Below are 23,422 nucleotides of genomic sequence, written 5' to 3' on the forward strand. Positions count from 1 at the left end.
CTCGCCTCACTTCTATAATCTATAAACATCTATTCCCTTTTCGGAAGTTTATTAATCAGCCGAATTTGCTTATGGCAGAATCAATGTCTGGCCAGGGCTGATGCTGTTTGAACTCAAGCCATTAGCCTGTTTGATCTTTTCGACTGCCGCAGCGGCTCCTGCAGCACCGTAATTATTGACGGCGATGCGGTAAAGCGTTTCACTGGACTGGACCACGTAAGTTTTGCCGTTTGCGCTTGGCACTTCTTCTTTTTTATCCGCTTCAGCTTTTGCTTCCGCTTCTTTTTTCGCCTGGGCTTCAGCAGCAGCTTTCGCTTCTGCCTCTTTTTTCGCTTGAGCATCAGCAACGGCTTTCGCTTCTGCATCCGCCTTCGCTTTGGCCTCTGCTTCAGCTTTTTCCTTCGCTTGTGCATCGGCTATTGCCTTAGCTTCAGCATTCGCCTTTGCTTCAGCTTCAGCTTTCTCAGCGGCATCGGCTTCTGCAGCAGCTTTTTTCTCAGCTTGTTTTTTTTCTGCAGCAGCTTTCTCTTTTTCTTCAGCTGCTTTTTTCGCTTTTTCTTTGTCTTTTTCTTTTTCTTCTTCCTCGGCCGCCACTACAGCAGAATTGGATGGTTGGGAATTCATCTCAAAACTCACTTCATTTTCTGCAGGTTTAGCTGTCAATGAATCATCGGGTTCATATAAGAAAGCTACAAAAATCAGTAAAGTAACGGGTATTAAGATAAAAATAAAGAATAACGCAGGCATCAATAGGCTTTTGTTCTTTTTAGGGTTTGGCCTAGGCTTTTGTGCCTGTCGCTGAGCTGCTCTCGACAAAGCAGAATTTTTGTCTATCGATATTTCCTGCCGGTTTTTTTCAACCGACTCATAATAACTGTTATTTCCCATTCATGACGACCCCTATCTGTACTAATATATCTATTATGACGAAAAAAGACTCATTTGTAAATGACAGTTAACGAGAATCTTATATAGGTAATATTACACGCAATCGATCTTGCCAATCAAGCGGTTGCTGCTTTTCTGCCGGAGGCAAAAACTCCGCAAACACTTCATAATCAATTCCATCGTTGATACAGCAATTCGAAGGCTTATCGGCAAGCTGTTGATCAAAACAGCTGATGATATAGCTCCGCAAACAACTTTCCAATGACAGCAATTCACGGATTTTTGCCGCCTGCTCCCATTTCCCTCGTCTAAGAAGCTCCATTTGCTTGTTTACGCCTTCCAATGGCAATTTGGTGATCCAATAAGAAGCAACCCGAAAAGCCGTCTCCCGGACGATTCCTTGGTCGATTAAATGAGTTGCAGCCGTGCCGTTTCGATAAACAGCTTCGATTTCATGCTGTGTCGGCAAGTCGTCCATCACCAAACTTTCCAGCAAGGCTTCATCTCCTTGCGCATAAAGCAGGGTAGCCAATGCCGGCTGTCCGTCCCGTCCGGCCCTTCCCACTTCTTGAACATAACCTTCTATCGAAGTCGGCAATTGAAAGTGGATGACGTGCCGGATATTCGGTATATGGACACCCATGCCAAAAGCATTTGTTGAGCAGATCCATTGCAGCTCTCCGTTTTGAAATTGCTGTTGGACAAAGACACGGTCCTGATGTTCCATACCGCCATGGTAAAATGCCGAAGAAACTCCCTGTTCTGCCAAAAGAGAAGAAAGTTCTTGGGACTTTTTTCTAGTTCCTGCGTAAATGATTCCGGGACCGCTGAACTTACGAATAAACCCCTTCAGAAATTCAAGCTTGTCACGTTGGTCATCGAATTTCTTGATATCATAGACAATATTTTCCCTGTCCATTGGATGCCTATAGATATAGGGTTCTTTCAAGGATAAGTATTCCCTTATTTCCTCCGTTACTTTATCTGTAGCAGTCGCCGTCAATGCCAGTACTTGCGGAAAGTTTAAAGCGGGCAGGATTTCTGAAATCCGCAAATAATCCGGCCGGAAATCAAATCCCCATTGAGAAATGCAATGGGCTTCATCAGCAACCAGTAAAGAAATTCGTATTTGCTGAAGCTTTTGTTTCACATATGGCTGAACCAGCATTTCCGGTGAAACAAAAATGAATTTATAGGAGCCGAGATTGCTCCATACCTTTTCTTTGTCCTCAGGCTTCAGAAAAGAATTGATGGCAACTACTGATTTTTCCCCCATCTTCTTCAACTGCGCCACTTGATCTTGCATTAAAGACAATAACGGGGAAATAATCAATACACTGTTAGGCAGAATCTTTGCTGGAAGCTGGTAACAGATGGATTTCCCCATTCCTGTCGGCAGCAGTGCAATGACATCTTTTCCAGCCAATACCTGCTCGATGATCTCCCGTTGACCTGGACGGAATGAAGAAAAACCGTAGGCAGAATACAATAATTTCTCTAGATTCATCCTTGTTCCTCCCTAATGGCTAAAGCCAAACGGATTTGAAAATAACTGGCTTGAGGCAAATGCTCTTTGATATCACGCAATCTTTTCGTTTTTCGTTGCCGGCTTTCAGCAATGATGGCTTCATACAACTGCGGATCTACAAACGGCGTAAAATTGAAATAGGGATCGTTCATCGCCAATTCCACGAAGTGATCTTCTATGGTGCTGGTTTTCAATTGCCGCAAAGAAGCTATTTGTTCCAATGAAAATCCTCTTTCAAATAATTTTTCTGTGCGTTTGGCGGTTTCTGTCAAAGAAGACTGCTGAATGATTCCTTCCATTAATCCAATGAGCAGGGATGGTTTTGCGTGTTCAATGGCAGCCATCCATCCATGCAGTGCTTCCACGAACATCAATTGGGCATCCAGAATCGCCAACTCCTTGGAATCGGCGATCTGCTGCCATGTTAGCCCACTCAATTCATGTCCTGATAAACGCTCCATCAGGATCATTTTATGTATTTCTGATATTTTCGTATTGGTTAAGGTGGCCAATAGTTGCTCTTTAAACGTTTGTACGACTGTTAAATCCCGAAATCCGATTCGCTTCAAATACGTTTTGACCCATGCCTGCACTTCTTCCTTATTGACAATGGGATCAAATATTTTAATGCCTTGGCTCGTATTAGATAAAGTTTGAACAATTAGTGACAACCGTTGAAAGAAAATAATCTCATTTCCACGGTATTTCCAGCCATTTAACGGGGATGGAGCGACCTCAGCATCCAGCGCTTTCGGAGTCAATTCAATTACCTGTTCATTTTCCAACAAATACCCCTCCATAAACAAGCGCTGAACCGCTTGGTCATAGGCTTTCTTATCCAGTTTAGGTAACACGCCGAAATAAGGATATAGGTTGAAATAACCGATATCCTGGATGGTCTGGCCGGACTTCTTTCCTTTGATCAAATGAAATGGGGAAGTGAGCGTCCGCTGCCTGTCGACGGCTTTCATAATGGCCAAAATCAGTTCGGTGAATAACAAGCTTGCGCCCCCTAGCGGTTTTGGGTTGAAAAACTACTCAAACACCTTTAGAATAAAAACGATAGTATAACTGAACTTGTTCGGAGATAAAGGAGAGGAAAACAATATGGCTAAGTATACCATTGTCGACAAGGATACTTGTATCGCTTGTGGTGCTTGTGGTGCAGCGGCACCTGATATTTATGATTATGACGACGAAGGAATCGCATTTGTTATTTTAGATAATAACATGGGGACAGAACAAGTTCCAGACGAACTCGAAGAAGACATGGAAGATGCATTTGAAGGATGTCCAACAGACTCCATTAAAGTTGCAGATTCATCATTCGAAGGCGACCCTTTAAAATACGAAGACTGATTTAAATGGAAAAGGCGTTCGGGAGTAAATACTCCCGAACGCCTTCTTTTTATTGCGTTATGTCAGCTTCAGCTTTTCTTTTATGGCCACATTCCAGCGGACCAGGTCCTAGGGTCATAAGTCAACCCAGCTGTATGGCAAAGAACGCCTTTCCCGGTAAAGCTTCCAGCGCTTGTCGGGGCTTAACGGCTGCTTGCGCTTTTCTATCTATGATAAATAATAGGAACGCTGCTTTTCGATCCACGTGTGCATACTGCTGAACATCAACAGAACGACCGCAGTCAAAAGTACGCCTTTGATTAAATTGAATGGTAGGATCCCTAAAACGATGGTGCCAAATAGGGCATTGCCTGTTTCTGCTGGCATATTAAGGAAGTAAGTGTACATTGGCAGAAAGACCAAGTAATTCAATACACTCATCCCGATCGCCATCGATAATGTACCGATCGCCAATCCGAATGCCATGCCTTTCTTTGTCGCTACTTTGTGGTAGATGGCATAAACCGGCAAGATGAATAGCAGGCTTGTCACAAAATTGGCCATATGGCCGACGGGAACGCCTGTCGGGCTTCCAGCAAATAGCCAATCCAATACATTTTTGAAGAATGCCACTAATATTCCGGCAACTGGCCCCATCGTAACGGCTGCGATCAAAGCAGGAACGTCACTGAAATCAACTTTCAAAAATGCAGGTAAAGCTGGCAGCGGAAAGTTGAAAAGCATTAAAATAAATGAAATACTACTCAACATCCCAATTACGATCATCGTTTGCAACTTCTTGTTCTTCATATTCCTCTCTCCTTGTCGTGATTCACCAGAAGAAAGGCTTGGACACTGCATTTACATATAAAAACCCTTAAGCAACAAACACTTAAGGGAGAAAAGGCACACTTAATAAGCGTTCCGTCTACATGTAAACGACAAACGTCCGCACCTTCACCTTCTCCCATCCAGACTATACTGTCGGCTTTGGAGTCTCACCAAATCCTGCGTTTTACGGCTCGCGGGCTTATGAACAGAGTTCAATTACCGCCGGTAGGGAATTGCACCCTGCCCCGAAGATGAATCGATATTTTGTTATGGCCTAATCTTAGTATAAAAAAGAAGCGTTGTAAACATATTTGTTTTACAACGCTCCTTTTATTAAGGTATCGGCCAGTCCATCAAGTTCGGCGCTAACGGAACCGGCAAAGGTCGGCTAAAGTCGAAGCTGTTCCACTTTTCCGGCTGAACGCCCGTTATAGCCAGTTCTTTATCAAAAGCCGAAGCGGTCAAGGCCAGACTTTCAATCATCCGACCCGCTTCCCGCTGATCTAGCGAGTCCAAATCAACTGTCTCTTTAAATTCAACTTGCATTATGCCTTCCGCTTCCGTAATTTCAAAGTCCGTATCAACTGGTATGGTTGCCTGATAAAAATCATTTGGATTTTTCGCCAACGCCTCAATTGCTTCATTTGCTGTATCAAACGGCATATCGTATCCAGGAACGAGGTAAACTTCACCGTTAGCAGCAGAATAAGAATAATAAGCGAGGTTTTCCACTTTAGGTTTCATTGGTTCTACTGGACCGATTTCACCGAATTCTGCTGGCGATCCATCTTCATTGGCAATTTCAATTTCATTTGCATCCGGGAATGTCGCTGCCAAGGTATTGAAGTAGACACCGATGCTTGCAGAAGCCAAGTCGTATGCATGGTCAGGCGGCAATAGGTGCCGAATACCCATGGATGTTTCTTCAAAGCTTCCAGCGTACGGATGGTATTCGTCAAAGCCGAGAAGTGTCTCATCGATGTCATCTGCAAATTCCTGATAAAGCTCAAGTGAAGACGGAGCGGCATTTCCAAAAACCGCATTTATCTGTTCTTCAGGAACCAAAAACGATACCGGCACGACAAATGCATTTTCAGTGAGGCCGATCGTCATCAGTGTTTGGTCACCGATCAGTTCTTCATAGGCAGCAGTCCGTGACGGCTCGTCCACCTGCGCTGTGGTAAACCCTCCTGCTCCTTCCGCTTCAGGAACCTCGCCTGTTTCCTCTGCTGCACCATCTTGGGTAGCAGAAGGTTCTTGAGGTTCTTCGACCGGATTTTGGGGGTTTTGGGCAGAATCAATACCATTTTGATTGATGATTGCAGCAACCAAAATGCCGATAGTAATAAACGCCAATGCAGCTGCCAGCAAAGGCAACCATTTTTTCGGCCGTTTTGGACTTTTCTCTTTCTGAACCAACCGATTGTAAACTTCTTCTTTTGGCCGATGGTCTTTTATTGCGGGGAAATCCTTCAACAAATCTTCGATGGAATCATCGGTCCATTTGTTATTCGGCATTTTCATCTCCCCCTTCCTTGGCTATTAATTTTTCACGCAAGGCTTTGATTGCACGATGTTGAGTGGTTTTTACTTTGCCTTCCGTCCAGCCTAAAATATCGGCCGTTTCGGCTATCGACAAATCCTGAAAAAAACGCATGATGATCACCATTTTCTGATCGCCTGTGCAGGTATCCAATGTTTTATAGAGTAAAATCTTATCTTCGTTCAACATGGAGACTTCTTCAGGAATCCTTTCGGTCGACACCAATTGCTGGGTTTCCCAATCAAAAAACTCCATGGAATGTTTTTTTCGCACAGCCGTTTTCCGAAAATGATCGATTGCTACATTTTTTGCAATCGAAAAAAGCCATGTTTTCTCAGAACTCTTCCCTTCAAACCGGTCATATGCACGAAATACACGAATATATACTTCATGCATCAAGTCTTCTGATAAGTGCCTGTTTTTCACAAGATAAATCAGGAACTGAAAAACATCCTGATGGTATTCTTCATATAGCCGATGAAAAACGGAGTCATTCACTCTACTCCCCCCGTTCTTAGGATTAGTCGTCCAGCCTAAAAGAAAGTTACATCTTCTTCAAAGGCAGCAAAAAGACAAATGAAGTTCCTTGCCCCATTCTGCTTTCTGCATAGATTTTCCCTTCATGCGCCTGGATGATATTGCTGGCGATCGCAAGACCCAGACCCGTACCGCCCTTGCCGAGCGTACGGGCTTTATCCGCTTTATAGAATCGCTCAAAAACGAATTCCAGATCTTTTTCTGAAATTCCTACACCATTATCGTTGATCGAGATTTTGGCGTACTCTTGTTGATTTTCGACACGGACCACCACTTGCCCTCCTTTAGGCGTATGGCGAATTGCATTATCGATCAAATTGGTCATGACCTGTTCAATCCGGTCTTCATCCATATCACAAGCCGCCCAATCATCAATCACGGTTTCAAACAACAACTGAATATCATTTTCTTTAGCGATTTGGGAGAATTTAAGCGTCATTCTTTCAATGGCAGTATTCAGCTGAACGATTTCTTTGTAAAGGCGCATATGGCCCGATTCCATCCGTGCCAAATTCAATAAATCCGTAACCAGACGGCCCATCCGCTGTGATTCTTCATAGATGATCTTAGTCATTTCACGGCGTTCTTCTTCTGTTGCACCAACATCATCGAGAATCGCTTCGCTATAGCCTTGGAGCATGGCAATCGGTGTCCGCAATTCATGTGATACATTAGCGATAAAGTCTTCTCTAAGCTTCTCCAAGCGATGCTGTTCCGTCATATTGTGCAGGACAGCAACCGCTCCCCGAATAGACGCGCCGCTGTATAAAGGACTGAAATTGATGGCGTAATAAGCCCCTTCGATTTCAAGCTCTTCTTCGATTTCTTCTTCAAAATCCAACACATGGTCAAGCATGTGGAGCATTTCGGAAGGCAATGGTTGCGCTTCAGAAGACCCGTTCTTGAAAATCCATTGCTGCAGTAATTTTTCTGCTGGCGGATTGCTTAAAAGAATAGTTCGATCCTGATTAAAAGTGATGACGATATCGGCCATGGATGTCAAAATACTGGATAATTGCTCTTTCTCCTGATTGATCACTTCGACATGATGCTTCAACTGGCGGCCCATCTGATTAAAAGCAGTAGCCAATTGGCCGATTTCATCACTTGAAGAGGCTGTGACTTTAGTATCGAAGTTCCCTTTCGCCAATTCGAACGCGCCTTCCCGAATTTTACGGAGCGGCGACGTAATCCGCGACGACAAAAAGAACGCGAAAAAGGTCGTTAACACTAGAGCGATAAATGCAGACAGAAAGACGATATTTGTAGTCCGCTCTGCCGTTCGGTCCATCACTTCAAGAGATTGATAGATAAATACTACGCCATGCTGCTCTTCACTGGTCTTTAGAGGGTTTGCCAGAACAATATAGGACTCAAGGCGATTTTCTTCTGTCAATGAAGGCAACAGCATTTCCTTCATGACCGTTTCACTGGTTTCAAAAACTTTTTGGAAGGACGGTTCATTTAATATTTTCTCTCTCGTGCCGTCGCCATTCAACCCATCATGAATGTAATAGCTGCTTTCATAGGGCTCCTCAGCAATAACCGCATTGGTTTCCGGACCTAATACATCTTTAATGACCTCGAGTGAAGTTTCCACTTCGTCATGTTCGTTAAAAATGTTGGCAATCATGTTCGCTTCACTGTTCAGTGCTTCTTCCACTGTTTCACTGTGATAGTTCCCCAGAAACTCCAAAAGCAGGACTGTCACAATAAAAAGGACAAAGGAAACGAGAAGCAGGATCGTAATCCAAAGCTTCCCGACGACACTATTCCATATTCTATTCATTGCCAACCTCGAATTTATAACCGACGCCCCATACGGTGACAATCATTTTCGCTGCAGATTCGGACACACGATTCAATTTTTCGCGCAAGCGCTTAACATGCGTATCGACAGTCCGCAAATCACCGAAAAAGTCGTAATGCCAAACTTCTTTCAGCAAATGTTCCCGGTCGAATACTTTATCCGGCGCCTTCGCCAAAAAGTATAAGAGTTCGTATTCTTTTGGCGTCAAATTTACTTCCACACCATCAGCTGTTACGCGATGTGCATCGTGATCGATGGTCAGATGCGGAAAGACGACCAAATCTTTTGAAACGGTGGAATTGGAAATCGGAGAATAGGCCGATGATCTGCGCAAGATTGCTTTAACGCGCAGCACGACTTCTCTCGGGCTGAACGGCTTGACGATATAATCATCCGCTCCAGATTCAAAGCCTTCTACACGGTTAGCTTCTTCCCCTTTTGCGGTAAGCATAATGATCGGGGTCATTTTCGTTTCGCGAAGTTCAGTTGCCACTTCGACGCCATCTTTTTCAGGCATCATCAGATCGAGAAGGATGCAATGATAATCTTTTTCCATTGCCATATCCAATGCCTGTACGCCATTTTCGGCTTCTTCCACTAAATATCCTTCGCGCTCCAGATACATTTTCAGCAAGCGCCGAATCCGTTCTTCATCGTCTACTACCAATACCGTTATTTCTTCAGACATGCTAACCCCTCCAACTTTCTTCTGTTAATTACTATTGTAACGATAACCCTGTCAAAAATAAAGAAAAGCGCTAACCCCCGCCATATCTCAACGTTTGAGCCCGAACAATCAATAAAAGGCCTTTTCCGTTTCCGGAAAAGGCCCATTTGTTCATCCAGCTTTATGCGTAGGAATGCAATCCCGCGATTATTAAGTTTACTGCGACCAGATTGAACATGATGATGGCAAAACCGATCACAGCCAACCAGGCGGATTTCTCGCCTTGCCAGCCTTTGCCCAATCGCAAATGCAAGTAAGCGGCATAGAACAACCAAGTGATCAATGCCCATACTTCTTTCGGGTCCCAGCCCCAGAAGCGTGACCAAGCGATTTGCGCCCAAATCATAGCAAAGATCAAAGCACCCAAAGTAAAGATCGGGAAGCCGATAATAATGGCGCGGTAATTGATTTCATCCATCAATTGCAGATTGACGTTCTTGACGAACGGTTTCAATATGCCGGCAATGCGCTTTCTAAAAATCAAGCGGATCAGCCAATAAATAACGGTACCGAACAACACTGACCAGAACACTGTCGTCAATTTGCCGGCATGAACCATTGCGGGTGTTTCAACTAATGGCGTCATGGCGCCATCTGTCAACGCCACGTACTCGTGCATTCCGAAGACAGGAGGCATGGCATAGGTAATAGCCGCTTCATTGTCTTCCTTATCCACATAGTTGAATTCAGCTTCATAACCGGTCAACGAGAAGAACGAACTGGCTACTACAAAGCCAACTACCAATACCAATGAATACATGATGGCTTCAAGCCAAAAACGCTGTTTTGATTTCTTTGTAAGATCCACAACTTTCAATAGATAAATCAGACCCGCAGCCGCACTGATGGCCAGAATTCCTTCTGCAATCACTACTGTACTGACGTGGATCGCCAACCAGTTTGTTTGAAGAGCCGGAATAAGCGGGCTGACTTCACTCGGAAACATACTCGCAAAGGCAATGATCAATAAAGCGACAGGCAGTACAATCATGCCCAAGACAGGTGTTCTATAGAGGAAATACAAAATAATGAATCCACCGACCAAGGTCATACCGAATGCTGTTGTAAACTCGAACATATTGCTTAGTGGCGGATGTCCAGTTGCGCCCCAACGTGTAAAGAAGTAACCAAGATTGGCTACAAAACCGATCAAAGTGATGGTAATTGCGGCAATGCCCCATCGTTTTTCAGACTTGAACGTACCTTGTTTATTTCCTTTTACTGCTCCGCCAAAGACGAATGTCGCAATAAGGTAAGCAATAAAGGCAACGTATAATAGATTTGAACTCATTTCAGCTAACGTCATGACAATGCTTCACCTTCCTTTTCCGCTTTCTCTTTTTTGTCGATTTCATCTTGCTGGTCTGTGTAAGCAGGCAATGATGCATAGTCAACAACTTGATCAAGGTCTTTCTTCAAGCCAAACCAGTTTTTATTGGTATGGCCAGCCAGTAAGATCGTACCATCAGCCTTCTGTTGAATCCAGAAACGGCGATGGTTGAAGTACATGCCTTGCGCTACACCGATCATGAAGATTAAACCGCCAAGTCCAAGAATCGGCAAAGTGCTGTCTTTCCGTACGGTTAGCCCCGAAACATCACGTGTTTCTACGCTTTGGAAAGTTAATTTGTAATCATTTTCCCCTAAAGGCTCAACCGTGTTTTGAATGGTGATAAAACTGGTCTCTCCTTCAGGCGTTTCAGGAGTAGTCAGTTTTACAAGAAAGCCCGGATTATTTGGCAGCGGTGTTGCCGTTTGGGGTTCTCCGCCTTCAAATCCTGAAAAGTCCGGATAATACCCAAGCAATTCAACTTTTGCACCACTTTCAAGTTCATACGTTTTTTCCGGGTCGATCAAATCGATGGTCAACTCGCCCAGGGATTCTTCTGTTTCCTTGTTGGTGAAAGCAAATTTCATCGCTTTCAGCTCGTCCAATCGGTAATCCATCTGATAGATGGCATAGCCGTCAAACTTCAAAGGCTGATTGACGCGGATCGCATATTCTCCAACGGCCTCTTGACTGTCAGAAGCCCCCGGCAATGCATCTTCTGCTTTCTGATACAGAATAACATCCGTTTGGTAATTTTTCGCTACAGTACCTACACGGTCGAGGGCTTCGCCGAATACTTCTTCGCCGTCTTCACCCGTATAGTTTTCAAGCTCAAAGTTTTTGCTTTCCAGATAATAGCCTGGCACTTCAGGAATTGCTCTTGTTTCTCCTTCGCGCAGCCATAGGCTTTCATCGATATAGAAACCAGGAACCATACGCAACATCACACCAAATAGGAAAATAATCAAACCGATGTGATTCACATACGGGCCCCATCGGGAGAACCGGCCTTTTTCAGCCAGCAAGCCATTCTTATCTGTGCGGACATTGTATTTCAATTCTTTTAATTTCTCTTCCGCTTTTAACAGCGTATCTTCCACTCCCGGACCTTCAGCGTAAATCCGCTGCTTGTCCATAAAGCTTGGATGGCGCAGAACCCGTTGGTTTTTCAATGATTTATAAAGAGGCACAAAACGGTCTAGACTGGCAATGACGAGCGAGATGGCAAGCATCCCGACCAACGCGATAAACCAGTAAGAACTGTATAAGTCATGAAATCCGAGGAAATGGTAGACACGCCCTACGCTGCCATATGTGTCGGCATAGTAATCCTTGATTGTCGCTTCTGTGCTAGCTGGCACAAAGGCCTGTTGAGGAAGAATCGTACCGATTGCTGCAGCTACAAGCAAGATAACGATAATGCTGACGCCTACTTTTACGCTTGAAAAGAAATTCCAAATTTTGTCGATGATGGATTTATTGTAAGTTTGTGACCTTCTGGCCGTTCCTTCGTAACGCATATCGACAAGTTTGCTGTTTTGCTCTTTTTCAGTCAAAGACCGCCCGCACGACTCACAAAGCTTCGTACCAGGCGGATTCGTATGACCACATTGACATTGTAAATTTTCCATCCAAAAAATCTCCTTATTCAGGTTTGATTTCTTCCATAAACCCTGCAATATCCTGTTCCGTCATTTCACCCGTAATGATGCGCTCGATGTTCCCTTCCGGATTCACAAGCACGGTAGTTGGTAATGGCCTGATGTTGTAGGCCGTCATCACACTTTTCGTTTTGTCAATCACTACTGGAAAAGACAAACCATATTGATCAGCGAAAGATTGGACTTCAAAATCTGATTGAGCAATGTTTACTGCAAGCACTTGAACGCCGTCATTAGAGAAAGCTTCGTATTGCCGGTCCATAGCTGGCATCTCTTTTGCACACGGCTTGCACCATGTACCCCAGAAATTCAAAAAGACTCCTTGGCCTTCATAATCCGATAATTTATGGTCATTGCCTTCAAGATCCACTAAGGCAAAGTCGGGTGCTTTATCTCCGACTTCCAGCAGCGTGACATCTTTAGCTGTAGCGCTATTGTAGATGGTGTAACCGATAGCGGCTACTAAAACCGCCAGGATGACCGTTCTCATCACAGCTCTTTTTTGTTTCTTGTTCTTCTTCTTCTGTTTTACTTGTTCGCCCATACATGATCCTCCTTCGAGGGATATTATGCAAACTCAATTATAGCAAAGTTTAAACTGTCAAAAATCGCGACTTTTGAAGGGTTTGTGAACGTTAGATGCGCTTGCCTGTTTCAGCCATAACACGCAGCAACTTCACCTCATGGGCAGACAGCTCGCGTGATTCGCCTGCATTCAGTCCGTGCAATGTCAGGAATGCAAATTGTTCCCGGCTCAATTTCTGGACAGGATAGCCGATCGCTTCAAACATTCTTCTGACCTGACGGTTTCTTCCTTCGTGTATGGTGATCTGGACAATGGCTTTGCCCGTCTTTTTATCGCCTGACAGAAACTTCACTTTAGCAGGGGCCGTCATGCCGTCTTCCAGCTTGATGCCGCGCTCCAATTTCTTCAGGTCTTCTCTTTCGGGAATCCCTTTTAAACGGGCTACATAGGTTTTCTCGATTTCAAACTTCGGATGAGTCAGCATGTTGGCAAATTCCCCATCATTGGTCATTATCAGCAAGCCAGATGTATCATAATCCAATCGTCCGACCGGATAAATCCGTTTTTCAATATCGCCAAAGAAATCGGTAACGACTTTGCGGTTTTTGTCATCAGAAACCGCAGAAATAACGCCCCGTGGTTTATACAATAAATAATAGACTTTCTGCTCTTTTTCAAGCTGAACGCCTTCCACTTCAATCTTATCTGAACTGGAAACTTTCACCCCTAATTCTTTCACCGTTTTTCCGTTGACCCTCACTTTGCCGTCCAAAATCAATTGTTCCGACTTACGTCGTGATGCCACGCCTGCATGTGCAAGTACTTTCTGTAATCTTTCCATAAATAAGTTCACCTCATTAGTATTTTTTTCGAAAAGCGTACGCACCTTCCCATTCAAAAGAATGAAGGAGGCTGAAGCCAGACAAGCCGAAAAGTGCAAGAACCCACTTTCGGCCTTGCCTAGCCAAGTACTGCAAATTTTTTACAATAACTCGATATGCCGTTCGTTCCTCTCGGAATTATGTCACATTTCCCCGAAAAGCGAAAGTGCTTAGCTCAAAAGAAAAGAAGACTGTCAATTGCTCAGTCTTCCGGAAACACGTTTATACTTTCACTTCTTCTTTAAAGGTTTCTTGAAAATTGGTCATGAACAAATCGGCATCCTCGTCAAGGTCATTTGCCGCTTCTTCAGGCAATGGCGGAAGCTCGTCCAAATTCTTCAAGCCAAAATAATTTAAAAATTCTTTGGTCGTTCCATATAAAATGGCTCTTCCTGTCCCTTCAACACGGCCCGCTTCCTGAACCAAGCCTTTTGCAGCTAATGTATGCAGCGCTTTTTCACTTTTTACTCCGCGCAAATCCTCCACTTCCACACGCGTGATCGGCTGTTTGTATGCAATAATCGCCAATACTTCCAGAGATGCCTGCGAAAGTGCTTGAACAGTGGGGTTTTCCACCAGTTTCTGAATCGTCTCAGCCACTTCTTGTTTGGTCACCAGCTGAAAAACGCCTGCCAATTCTTTTAAACAAATGCCACTGTTTGTGTTTAGATAACGCGTCTCCAGCTCTTTCGAAGCTTCCAGCACTTCTTCTTTATCTGCTTCCGTTAAAAATTGAAGCTGCTTGAGCGTCAATCCATCATCTCCGGCAACGAAAAGCAAAGCTTCTATTTTACTCGTAAGATTCGTCTTCATATTCCCACGTTTCCTTTCTGAGTTCCACCATCAGATCGGTGAAATTCATTTCCTGCTCTACCGCAACCACTTGGCGTTTCATCAATTCCAAAATCGAAAGGAAAGACACAACCAGTACGGATTTATCATCTGAAGGGAACAAACTGCTGAAAGTCGTGCGTCCTTTCGATATCTTTAATTGGTCAACGATTGCAGTCATCTGATGCTTGATGGAAATTTCCTGTCTGGCAACACGCGCCGATAACGGCGCTTTTAACTGTTTGCGCCGAAGCATTTTCTGAAACGCGCCTAGCATATCGTATGCGTTCACTTCAAGATCAACTTGATCGTGAGGAATGGCTGCTTGTATTTCCGATAGATCCATCGGTGCTTTCGTGTATATAAAGGAGCGCTGGCTTTCCAGGTCCTTTAGATTTTCAGAAGCTTCCTTGAATTTCCGATATTCGACCAGCCGTGATACCAACTCTTCCCGGGGGTCCTGTTCATCGAATTCAAATTCAATTTCATCCAGTTCCCCTTCATGGACCGGCAGCAGCGTTTTGCTTTTGATTGCCAATAAAGTAGCGGCCATCACAAGGTATTCACTTGCCTCGTTCAATTCCAGGACTTGCATCGCCCGTATGTGTTCCATATACTGTGAAGTAATCTGTGAAACAGGAATATCGTAAATATCAATTTCCAAACGGTGGATTAAATGCAATAATAAATCTAGAGGGCCTTCAAAAGCCTCCACTTTTACTTCGTACGACATGACTGTACCACCTGACTGTTAAAATACTCATCCATCCCAATTAATGGGCAGTTAACCTTTATTATAGTAGAAAGGGGATCAAAATGCATCCACTTCAACATCCGCTGTTTATTCAATACATCATCAATTTCAATGAAGAAAAAGACTTTTTCGAATGCCACGAAGTTGGCGAAGAATACTGGAAAGCCGTGGCCCCTAAAGACAAAATGCACCCGCTTACCGGCTGGATCCAACTGGCGGTCGGCATGTATCATTGGAGAAGAAGCAATTACCCTGGTGCTTTGCGCTCGTTCATCCGCGCCAAAGTAAAATTGGCTGCAGAAGGCGTTTGGGTCGAGGGTTTCGACCACGAAAAGCTGATCAGCATTTTAACCGATTCGATTGAAGCTGTCACTGACCGCCGCCCATTTTTTGTGCAGGAAATCCCGATTGTTTCAGAAGAGCTGAAAAAAGCAGTGGATGCCTATCATTCAGAACATCCGCTTGCACAGCAGGATCCCTACTTTCTGATGCACAAACATAGACTTCGTGACCGCACTTCCATCATCAGTTTGCGGGAACAAAAAAAAAGACGGAACCTTTAACTTAAAGGCCGCCTTTTTTTACTGGGCATTTTTTTAGAAATGCTTCGGTTTCTTCTGTTGCAAGCATTCTACGATTCTGCATGATATCTTGGATCTTGTCCACCATTTCATGGCCGATTCCATATCCGCGATGCGATGGATTTACCGATAAATGGTGAATCGTATAAGTTTCTTCGCCGACTTCCACTCCTAATAACCCGACAAAATCATCCCCTTTTTTCCAAAGGAATAATTGCCAATCGGGATTCTCTTCATAGATGTGCATGGTTTGCTGAAGTTTTTTCAACTCTCGCTCTTTCGGCATAAACGACAACAGGCCCATAGCGATTTTCTCGAATGATTTCTTATATCTGTACAGCATAGTCAAATCCCTCATTTTCGTCTATAAGCGGCTTTTACCATACTACTATAGATCTTCCGATAACTCAAGAGAGCATCGCTTAGCCGGTTATGACATTTTCTGCAAAAAAGATCCAATAAACAATTCCCCAAGCCACTGCCATTGCCAAGATGAAAAGCAATAAAACTACGTTTCCTTTTCTCATTTCTTCAATGCCTGCTGCGAATACGAGAGATCTTGTTTAATCAGGTCCTCATTCGTTTCGCGTTTTACTACCAGCTGATGATTGCCGTTTTCTGCGAAAACAACTGCCGGTCTTGCAATACGGTTGTAATTGCTGGCCATCGAATAGCCATAAGCTCCCGTACAGAAAACACTTAAAATATCACCAGGTTCGGCTGCCGGCAATTTAGCCTCTTCAATCAGCTTATCCCCCGACTCGCAGCATTTCCCTGCAATGGTATAGGTTTCGTCCAGTACAGCATTTGCTTTATTGGCCAATAGAGAACTGTATTTCGCTCCATACAGTGCCGGACGGATATTGTCCGACATGCCACCGTCTACTGCCGCATACTTGCGGGTGCCCGGTACTTCCTTCATCGAGCCGATGGTGTAAAGTGTCGTCCCCGCATCACCGATCAAAGAACGGCCCGGCTCAATCCAAATTTCCGGGATCGGATAACCCGATGCTTCGGAAGTCTGTTTGACGGTTTCAATCATTTGTTTTACATAGACAGCCGGTTCCAACGGCTGGTCTTCTTCTGTATAACGAATGCCGAATCCTCCGCCAAGGTTTAAGACCGGACACGTATAGCCTGTCTCTTCTTTCCACGCAGCCATTTTCTGGAGCAGTTTTTCTGAAGCCAGCTGGAACGCTGCTGTATCGAAAATTTGCGATCCAATGTGGCAGTGAAGGCCCATCAGTTTTAGATAGCCATGATCATAGGTTTGCTGGAATGCCTTGTCAGCCTGGCCATTTTTCAAGTCAAAACCGAATTTCGAATCTTCTTGTCCTGTCGTGATGTAATCGTGTGTATGGGCTTCAATTCCCGGTGTTACACGCAACAGAATATTCATTGGTCGTTTCAATTGCTCTGAAAGTTTCTTTAATAAATCGATTTCGTGAAAATTATCCACAACGATGCAGCCAATCCCTGCCTCGAAAGCCATTTGGAGTTCTTCCAGGCTTTTGTTGTTGCCATGGAAGTGAATTTTTTCAACCGGGAATCCGGCTTTGATGGCGGTGTACAATTCACCTGCAGAAACCACGTCCAACGACAGGCTCTCTTCTGCAGCCACTTGATAAATGGCGATCGTTGAAAATGCTTTACTGGCATATGCAACCTGATAGCCGATTCCTGCCTCTTCGAAAGTTTGCTGGAATGCTCTTGCCCGGTCCCGGAACAATTGGATGTCGTAGACGTAAAGTGGTGTGCCGTAGGTGTTCGCCAATTCAACTGAATCGGTTCCGCCAATCGTCAAATGGCCCTGCTCATTAATCGTTTGTGTGCCGTATAAATGCAATAAAAGCCCCTCCTGATTATGTCTATATGCGAAAAATCTTGCTGAGCAACTACCCAGCAAGATTTTTGTCAATCGGTGATCAAAGCTGAGATCAGCTTGATTTTATCAACCGGTTCACTTGTATATTCGATACTATTATATATCATTTTAGAACATTCTGCGACTTCTTTTACATTGGAATAAATAGTTGCAATCGATTCTCCGGCCTTAACGAAGTCTCCCACTTTCTTGTGGAGGACGATGCCGACAGCCAAATCGATTTCTGATTCTTTTGTTGCTCTGCCTGCACCCAGCACCATAGCTGCTGTACCGATTTCATCTGCTTCCATGAAGGAAATGTAACCTTCTTCTTTAGAAGGAACTTCTGTCACGAATTCAGCTTGTGGCAATAATGTGACATCATCCACTACTGCTGGATTTCCGCCTTGGTCTTTTATAAACTGCTTGAAAACTTCCAACGCTTGTCCATTTTCAATCACTTGTTCCAACATGGTGCGGGCTTCCTCCAAAGTTTCCGCTTTTCCGCCGACTACAACCATCTGACTGCCGAGGACCATGCATAATTCCGTCAAATCTTCCGGACCTTTTCCTTGCAGGGTTTCAATTGCTTCTTTGACTTCCAAAGCGTTGCCGATTGCAAAGCCAAGCGGTTGGCTCATATCAGAAATGATGGCCATTGTTTTTCTGCCGGTCGCGTTGCCGATTCCGACCATGGCATGAGCCAATTCCTTAGCATCTTCAGGCGTCTTCATAAACGCACCTTCACCTGTTTTCACGTCCAAGACAATGGCGTCGGCTCCTGCAGCGATTTTTTTGCTCATGATGGAGCTCGCAATCAACGGGATGCTGTTGACAGTTCCAGTTACATCACGCAATGCATACATTTTTTTATCGGCAGGAGTCAAGTTGCCGCTTTGTCCGATAACCGCCAATTTATGGTCGTTCACTTGTTTGATGAAATCCTCTGTTGACAATTCAACGTGGAATCCATCAATCGCCTCTAATTTATCGATTGTACCGCCGGTATGGCCAAGGCCGCGTCCGCTCATTTTTGCAACAGGAACGCCGCAAGCTGCCACTAATGGACCCAGAACAAGAGTCGTTGTATCGCCGACACCGCCCGTGGAATGCTTGTCAACTTTGATTCCGTCAATTGCAGAAAGATCGATCTGGTCGCCTGATTCGGCCATCGCCAATGTCAGGTCAGCCCGTTCGCGCTCAGTCATGTTTTGGAAATATACAGCCATCAGAAAAGCACTCATTTGATAATCTGCGATGTCGCCACTTGTATAGCCCGTGATAACGAACTTAATTTCTTCAGTCGACAGCTCGTGGCCGTCTCTTTTCTTTTCAATCAAATCTACCATTCTCATGAATTTTACCACCTTCTTGGTTTTGTTTTAAATCAGGTGAATCAACGTTTATTGGACTATCCGTTTAACCGGGCCAAAAAGCTCTTGCCGAATTTAGGCATTGCCACTGAAAAGTTTTCAGCGATCGTCGCGCCGATATCCGAAAATGTTTTGCCGGTTTCCAGCTGTTCGCCGCCTGTGAAGCGCGGAGAATAAGCCAATAACGGAACATATTCACGCGTATGATCGGTCCCTGGGAAGGTTGGATCGTTGCCGTGGTCGGCTGTAATAATCAATAAGTCGTCCTGTTGCATTTTTTCCAGCACTTCCAATAAGCGGGCATCAAATGCCTCAAGCGCATCGCCATAACCTTGCGGATCTCTGCGATGGCCGTATAGCGCATCGAAATCTACTAAGTTCAGGAAGCTCAATCCATTAAATTCTTCACCTACGACTTGCACAAGTTTATCCATGCCGTCCATATTGTCTTTTGTACGCAAAGCTTTCGTGACGCCTGCGCCGTTATAAATATCATCTATTTTTCCGATAGCGATCACGTCTTTGCCGCCATCTTTCAATTCGTTCATTACAGTGCGTTCAAAAGGCGCCAACGCATAGTCATGACGATTCGATGTCCGTTTGAAAGTTCCAGGCTGCCCCAAGAATGGGCGTGCAATGACGCGGCCAACCAGGTATTCAGGTTCCAACGTCAGTTCGCGTGCGATTTCACAGATGCGATAAAGCTCTTCGAGTGGAATGATTTCTTCATGAGCTGCAATCTGCAAGACCGGATCCGCAGATGTATAAACAATGATTGCGCCTGTTTCCATATGCTGTTGGCCAAGCTCGTCCAGAATTTCGGTTCCGCTCGCCGGCTTGTTGCCGAGAACTTTCCGGCCTGTTTTTTCTTCCAGTTGTTGGATCAATTCTTCAGGAAAACCATCCGGATATACTTTAAAAGGTGTATCAATGTTCAAACCCATGATTTCCCAGTGGCCAGTCATGGTATCTTTGCCGACAGAGGCTTCCTGCAATTTACCATAATAAGCTGCCGGTGAGTCCGAAGATGCAAGCCCTTTCACGGGAACGATGTTTGCAAGACCCAGCTTCTCCATGTTCGGCATATTAAGTCCGCCTACCGCTTCCGCAATATGGCCTAATGTATCTGAACCTGTATCTCCAAAAGCTTCAGCGTCTGGCGCTTCGCCGATGCCCACTGAATCCAGCACTACTAAATGAACGCGTTTAAATGGTTTGATTGTCATATATGTTCCTCCTTATTTTCATTTAATTTTACCACACATCCGTCTCTCGTCGGAAGTCAGACCTCTTTTAAGCGCGCGGATGAAATTGAGAATAGACATCCTTTAAACGAGTTTTGCTGACGTGTGTATAAATTTGTGTAGTCGAGATATCTGCATGTCCAAGCATTTCTTGGACGGCACGGATGTCTGCTCCGTTTTCCAATAAATGCGTCGCAAAAGAATGGCGCAGCGTATGCGGCGTCAATTCTTTTTGGATTCCCGCTTTTTGGGCATGCTGCTTCAGCAGTTTCCAGAAGCCTTGGCGCGTCAGCCGTTTGCCGCGTTGATTGATGAACATGGCGTCTGTTTTTTCTCCACTCTTAAGCAACTCCATGCGTCCCACCTCTAAATATGTCTGGCATGATTTCAATGCGGATTTGCCTAAGGGAATGATTCGTTCTTTTCCGCCTTTACCAGTACATCGGACAAACCCCATTGTTAGATGGATGTCTTCTATATCCAAATTGATGCATTCACTGACACGCATTCCACTGGCATATAATAATTCCAGCATTGCCTGATCCCGCAACCCATTTGCTTTGTTGGTGGCGGGCGCCAGAATTAAAGCGTCCACTTCTTCAATTGACAGGATGTTCGGCAGCTTTTTGTCCATTTGAGGCATCTCAAGATGGACGGTCGGATCCGTTTCAACGATCCGTTCCCGAATCAGAAATTGATGGAATGACCGAATGGACGATATATGGCGTGCGACTGTCCGCGGAGTTTTGGTCGATTCTTTCAAATGGCGCAAATGATTTAAGATATGTACCCGTTCGACCTTGCTCAAGGATTCCAGCTGCTCCACTTCTTTTAAATACTGTAAATAAGCTTTCAAATCGCGTTCGTAAGACGATAATGTGTTGTCGGCAAGCTGTCTTTCAACACGGAGAAAATGCACATAATCGTCGAGGGCATCTTTGCCAAAGTTCATCTGTCTGCCTCCTTTATCTATTGCCCGGTAGGTAAATCCTAGTCTTCGTAGACATCTCACAGTTTTCCCATTCAAAAAGGACGGCCAGTATGGGCCGTCCTTTTGGCATCAGTTATTCTGATGGATTTTGAGAATTGCTGTCATTGCAGCGCCAGCAGATGCCATGAAAAGTAAGACGGTGGTCTTTAATTTGAAAATTCCAGCGTTTCTCTACTATATTCTCGACATCTTCCAATAGATCTTCCTGTATTTCATCGACTGCTCCACATTCCAAGCAGACAAGGTGGTGATGGAAATGTGCTGCGCCTTCCTGACGCAAATCATAACGCGACACGCCGTCACCAAAATTTATTTTGTCGACAATTTTTAATTCCGTTAAAAGCTCCAACGTTCGGTAAACAGTTGCCAATCCAATCTCCGGTGCAATGTCTTTCACTAAAAGATAGACGTCTTCAGCACTCAGATGGTCTTCTTCATGGTCTAGTAAAACTCGAACTGTCGCTTCACGCTGTGGCGTCAATTTGTAACTCGCAGCGTGTAATTGCTTTTTAATCCGATCGATTCTGGTTTCCATGCGACGCCCTCCCTTAAACTGCCTCTATTATATCAAAAGGGAGTTCTCAATTACAACCATACTATCTGTGGTTTAATTAGAATCGTTACAAAGTGATAATTGTTTCAATTCTCAATTGATAATCGTTGCTTTGCCCACAGTATCGCAAATGCTGTTTTGGCATCATAAATTCGTTCGTCCAAAACCATTTGTTCTGCTTCTTCAATCGTTACTTCCATTAATTCCACAAATTCATCGTCGTCCAACACAGCGCCGTTTGTTGCTTTGCTTAAACCTTCTGCCGCAAACAAATGAACCACTTCGTCCGCAAATCCGGGAGATGTGGCAAAAGTTTGTATTTTAACCAATTTCTCTGCTGTGTACCCTGTTTCTTCTTCCAATTCACGCATTGCCGTATATTCAGGTGCCTCTCCCGGCTCCAGCTTTCCTGCAGGAATTTCCACCAAGGACCGTTCAAGCGCTTTACGGTATTGTTCCACCAAAACAATTTTGTTTTCGGGCGTAATAACGATGATTGCGACCGCTCCAGGATGCTCAATCAATTCACGTTTTGACGTATGGCCATTCGGAAGAGACACATCGTCAACTTTCAAGTTAATAATTTTCCCTTCATATATACGATTGGAAGAGATCGTCTTTTCTTCAAACTTTTTCATTGGAATCCTCTTTTCATTTGTTGTTTCTCTGAGGAAAAGTATACCATATAAGATACGACAGACTAAATGAGGTGCAGAAATGAAGAAACGTTTTTTGGGAAATAGCGGAATTGAGGTAAGTGAAATCGGCTTGGGCTGCATGTCCCTGCCAACAGAAAAAAAAGAAGCAGGCATCATTGTAGATGCCGCAATTGCCCATGGCATCAATTATTTCGACACGGCGGATTTGTATAACAAAGGCATCAATGAGGAGGTAGTTGGGCAGTCTTTAAAGCGCCACCGAAAAGATATTGTCCTAGCCACTAAAGTGGGCAACCAATGGAATACGCATTCTGATGAGGTCAAGTGGAATCCGACAAAAGCGTATATCAAAGAACAGATTCACGCGAGTTTAAAACGCCTGCAGACAGATTACATCGACTTGTATCAATTGCATGGCGGCATGATCACGGATGATTCCGAAGAAACCATTGAGGCTTTTGAAGAATTAAAAGAAGAAGGGCTCATTCGTGCGTATGGCATTTCCTCCATCCGGCCTAACGTCATCAAACGCTTTCTCGAAAAAAGTAATATTTCTTCAATCATGATGCAATACAGCCTACTGGACCGCCGGCCGGAAGAACTTCTCGACAGCATTGGACAAGCTGGAAAATCAGTCGTTACACGCGGGTCGCTTGCGAAAGGTCTATTGACTGGTGAAGGACTTCAGCGTGCAGAAAAAATGGGCAGCTATATGGGGTATGCGGCAGAGGAATTGAAAACCACTCTTCAGAAATTATCGGCAGTCCATGACAACCTGCATGCCTTGGCATTACAGAGCGTATTGCAGCACGACACGGTCAGTTCTGTCGTCGCTGGAGCCAGTTCAGCCGATCAGCTCAAAACGACTATCCAAGCATACAAAACACCGGTTTCCACCGAGCAAATCACAGAGGCTAAAACACTGACTCGCCAAGATCTCTATCAGGATCATCGAGAATAAGCTAAACCTAA

The 23,422-nt window shown here is 44.5% G+C and carries 24 protein-coding genes and 1 riboswitch; of the genes, 3 read left to right on the forward strand and 21 right to left on the reverse strand.

Annotated elements, in window-relative coordinates; all coding sequences use genetic code 11:
* Positions 1–69: 69 nt before the first annotated feature.
* From QMA04_RS12395 to QMA04_RS12405, 3 genes are all read right to left on the reverse strand, one after another.
* Positions 70–888, reverse strand: a complete 819-nt coding sequence (locus tag QMA04_RS12395) for a LysM peptidoglycan-binding domain-containing protein (RefSeq protein WP_290186085.1) — start codon at positions 886–888, stop codon at positions 70–72.
* A gap of 79 nt (positions 889–967) precedes the next feature.
* The gene (locus QMA04_RS12400) at positions 968–2,395 is read right to left on the reverse strand and encodes a RecQ family ATP-dependent DNA helicase (RefSeq protein WP_290186087.1); all 1,428 of its coding nucleotides are present in this window, start codon (positions 2,393–2,395) and stop codon (positions 968–970) included.
* A complete protein-coding gene (locus QMA04_RS12405; protein ID WP_290186089.1) occupies positions 2,392–3,417 on the reverse strand; it encodes a YpbB family protein in 1,026 nt (341 codons plus the stop codon). The genes QMA04_RS12400 and QMA04_RS12405 overlap by 4 nt, the downstream gene beginning before the upstream one ends.
* 106 nt (positions 3,418–3,523) lie before the next feature.
* On the opposite strand from QMA04_RS12405, the gene QMA04_RS12410 reads away from it, so the two are divergent.
* Positions 3,524–3,775 carry a ferredoxin gene (locus tag QMA04_RS12410; RefSeq protein WP_142826477.1) on the forward strand — a complete coding sequence of 84 codons (252 nt, stop codon included), beginning with the start codon at positions 3,524–3,526 and terminating at the stop codon, positions 3,773–3,775.
* Between the two features lie 207 nt (positions 3,776–3,982).
* On the opposite strand, the gene QMA04_RS12415 is transcribed toward QMA04_RS12410, so the two are convergent.
* The 11 genes from QMA04_RS12415 to QMA04_RS12465 all read right to left on the reverse strand — a co-directional run bounded on the left by QMA04_RS12415 (position 3,983) and on the right by QMA04_RS12465 (position 15,164).
* Positions 3,983–4,564, reverse strand: a complete 582-nt coding sequence (locus tag QMA04_RS12415; RefSeq protein WP_191714215.1) for an ECF transporter S component — start codon at positions 4,562–4,564, stop codon at positions 3,983–3,985.
* Positions 4,565–4,709: 145 nt separating this feature from the next.
* Positions 4,710–4,842, reverse strand: a riboswitch (FMN riboswitch).
* A gap of 76 nt (positions 4,843–4,918) precedes the next feature.
* Positions 4,919–6,103: a hypothetical protein gene (locus QMA04_RS12420; RefSeq protein WP_290186092.1), complete on the reverse strand. Its 1,185-nt coding sequence runs from the start codon at positions 6,101–6,103 to the stop codon at positions 4,919–4,921.
* Positions 6,093–6,626, reverse strand: a complete 534-nt coding sequence (sigX, locus tag QMA04_RS12425) for an RNA polymerase sigma factor SigX (RefSeq protein WP_191714213.1) — start codon at positions 6,624–6,626, stop codon at positions 6,093–6,095. Before sigX ends, QMA04_RS12420 begins: the two co-directional genes overlap by 11 nt.
* A gap of 46 nt (positions 6,627–6,672) precedes the next feature.
* Complete coding sequence (locus QMA04_RS12430; protein WP_290186094.1) at positions 6,673–8,454, reverse strand: ATP-binding protein; 1,782 nt, start codon at positions 8,452–8,454, stop codon at positions 6,673–6,675.
* On the reverse strand, positions 8,447–9,163 hold the full coding sequence (locus QMA04_RS12435) for a response regulator transcription factor (RefSeq protein WP_290186096.1): 717 nt from the start codon (positions 9,161–9,163) through the stop codon (positions 8,447–8,449). Before QMA04_RS12435 ends, QMA04_RS12430 begins: the two co-directional genes overlap by 8 nt.
* 160 nt (positions 9,164–9,323) lie before the next feature.
* Complete coding sequence (ccsB, locus tag QMA04_RS12440; protein ID WP_290186098.1) at positions 9,324–10,508, reverse strand: c-type cytochrome biogenesis protein CcsB; 1,185 nt, start codon at positions 10,506–10,508, stop codon at positions 9,324–9,326.
* Positions 10,505–12,163: a cytochrome c biogenesis ResB family protein gene (locus QMA04_RS12445; RefSeq protein WP_290186099.1), complete on the reverse strand. Its 1,659-nt coding sequence runs from the start codon at positions 12,161–12,163 to the stop codon at positions 10,505–10,507. Before QMA04_RS12445 ends, ccsB begins: the two co-directional genes overlap by 4 nt.
* A gap of 13 nt (positions 12,164–12,176) precedes the next feature.
* Positions 12,177–12,737, reverse strand: coding sequence for a thiol-disulfide oxidoreductase ResA (gene resA, locus QMA04_RS12450; RefSeq protein ID WP_191714208.1), 561 nt, complete (start codon positions 12,735–12,737; stop codon positions 12,177–12,179).
* A gap of 91 nt (positions 12,738–12,828) precedes the next feature.
* Complete coding sequence (locus QMA04_RS12455; protein ID WP_191714207.1) at positions 12,829–13,560, reverse strand: pseudouridine synthase; 732 nt, start codon at positions 13,558–13,560, stop codon at positions 12,829–12,831.
* Positions 13,561–13,822: 262 nt separating this feature from the next.
* Positions 13,823–14,413 carry an SMC-Scp complex subunit ScpB gene (gene scpB / locus QMA04_RS12460; RefSeq protein ID WP_290186102.1) on the reverse strand — a complete coding sequence of 197 codons (591 nt, stop codon included), beginning with the start codon at positions 14,411–14,413 and terminating at the stop codon, positions 13,823–13,825.
* Positions 14,391–15,164 (reverse strand): segregation/condensation protein A, encoded by a 774-nt coding sequence (locus tag QMA04_RS12465; protein ID WP_191714205.1) that lies wholly within the window; start codon positions 15,162–15,164, stop codon positions 14,391–14,393. The genes scpB and QMA04_RS12465 overlap by 23 nt, the downstream gene beginning before the upstream one ends.
* An 83-nt stretch (positions 15,165–15,247) precedes the next feature.
* Between QMA04_RS12465 and QMA04_RS12470 the strand changes: the two genes are divergently transcribed.
* A complete protein-coding gene (locus QMA04_RS12470; RefSeq protein WP_191714204.1) occupies positions 15,248–15,748 on the forward strand; it encodes a DUF309 domain-containing protein in 501 nt (166 codons plus the stop codon).
* A 1-nt stretch (position 15,749) separates the two neighbouring features.
* Here QMA04_RS12470 and QMA04_RS12475 read toward each other — a convergent pair whose 3' ends face one another.
* The 7 genes from QMA04_RS12475 to QMA04_RS12505 all read right to left on the reverse strand — a co-directional run bounded on the left by QMA04_RS12475 (position 15,750) and on the right by QMA04_RS12505 (position 22,429).
* Positions 15,750–16,109, reverse strand: a complete 360-nt coding sequence (locus QMA04_RS12475) for a GNAT family N-acetyltransferase (RefSeq protein WP_191714203.1) — start codon at positions 16,107–16,109, stop codon at positions 15,750–15,752.
* A gap of 180 nt (positions 16,110–16,289) precedes the next feature.
* Positions 16,290–17,612, reverse strand: coding sequence for a diaminopimelate decarboxylase (gene lysA, locus QMA04_RS12480; protein ID WP_290186104.1), 1,323 nt, complete (start codon positions 17,610–17,612; stop codon positions 16,290–16,292).
* Between the two features lie 68 nt (positions 17,613–17,680).
* Positions 17,681–18,985, reverse strand: a complete 1,305-nt coding sequence (locus QMA04_RS12485; protein WP_290186106.1) for a pyrimidine-nucleoside phosphorylase — start codon at positions 18,983–18,985, stop codon at positions 17,681–17,683.
* Between the two features lie 56 nt (positions 18,986–19,041).
* Positions 19,042–20,229 (reverse strand): phosphopentomutase, encoded by a 1,188-nt coding sequence (deoB, locus tag QMA04_RS12490; protein WP_290186109.1) that lies wholly within the window; start codon positions 20,227–20,229, stop codon positions 19,042–19,044.
* 67 nt (positions 20,230–20,296) lie between these two features.
* The gene (gene xerD, locus QMA04_RS12495) at positions 20,297–21,199 is read right to left on the reverse strand and encodes a site-specific tyrosine recombinase XerD (RefSeq protein WP_290186111.1); all 903 of its coding nucleotides are present in this window, start codon (positions 21,197–21,199) and stop codon (positions 20,297–20,299) included.
* Positions 21,200–21,311: 112 nt separating this feature from the next.
* The gene (gene fur, locus QMA04_RS12500; protein WP_008430965.1) at positions 21,312–21,773 is read right to left on the reverse strand and encodes a ferric iron uptake transcriptional regulator; all 462 of its coding nucleotides are present in this window, start codon (positions 21,771–21,773) and stop codon (positions 21,312–21,314) included.
* Positions 21,774–21,877: 104 nt separating this feature from the next.
* Entirely contained in the window at positions 21,878–22,429 is a 552-nt protein-coding gene (locus tag QMA04_RS12505) for an NUDIX domain-containing protein (RefSeq protein ID WP_191714198.1), read from the reverse strand.
* Positions 22,430–22,508: 79 nt separating this feature from the next.
* On the opposite strand from QMA04_RS12505, the gene QMA04_RS12510 reads away from it, so the two are divergent.
* The gene (locus QMA04_RS12510) at positions 22,509–23,411 is read left to right on the forward strand and encodes an aldo/keto reductase (protein ID WP_203339468.1); all 903 of its coding nucleotides are present in this window, start codon (positions 22,509–22,511) and stop codon (positions 23,409–23,411) included.
* Positions 23,412–23,422: the final 11 nt, after the last annotated feature.

Source organism: Planococcus sp. APC 3900, from assembly GCF_030407735.1.
In the GTDB taxonomy this organism is placed as follows: domain Bacteria; phylum Bacillota; class Bacilli; order Bacillales_A; family Planococcaceae; genus Planococcus; species Planococcus notacanthi.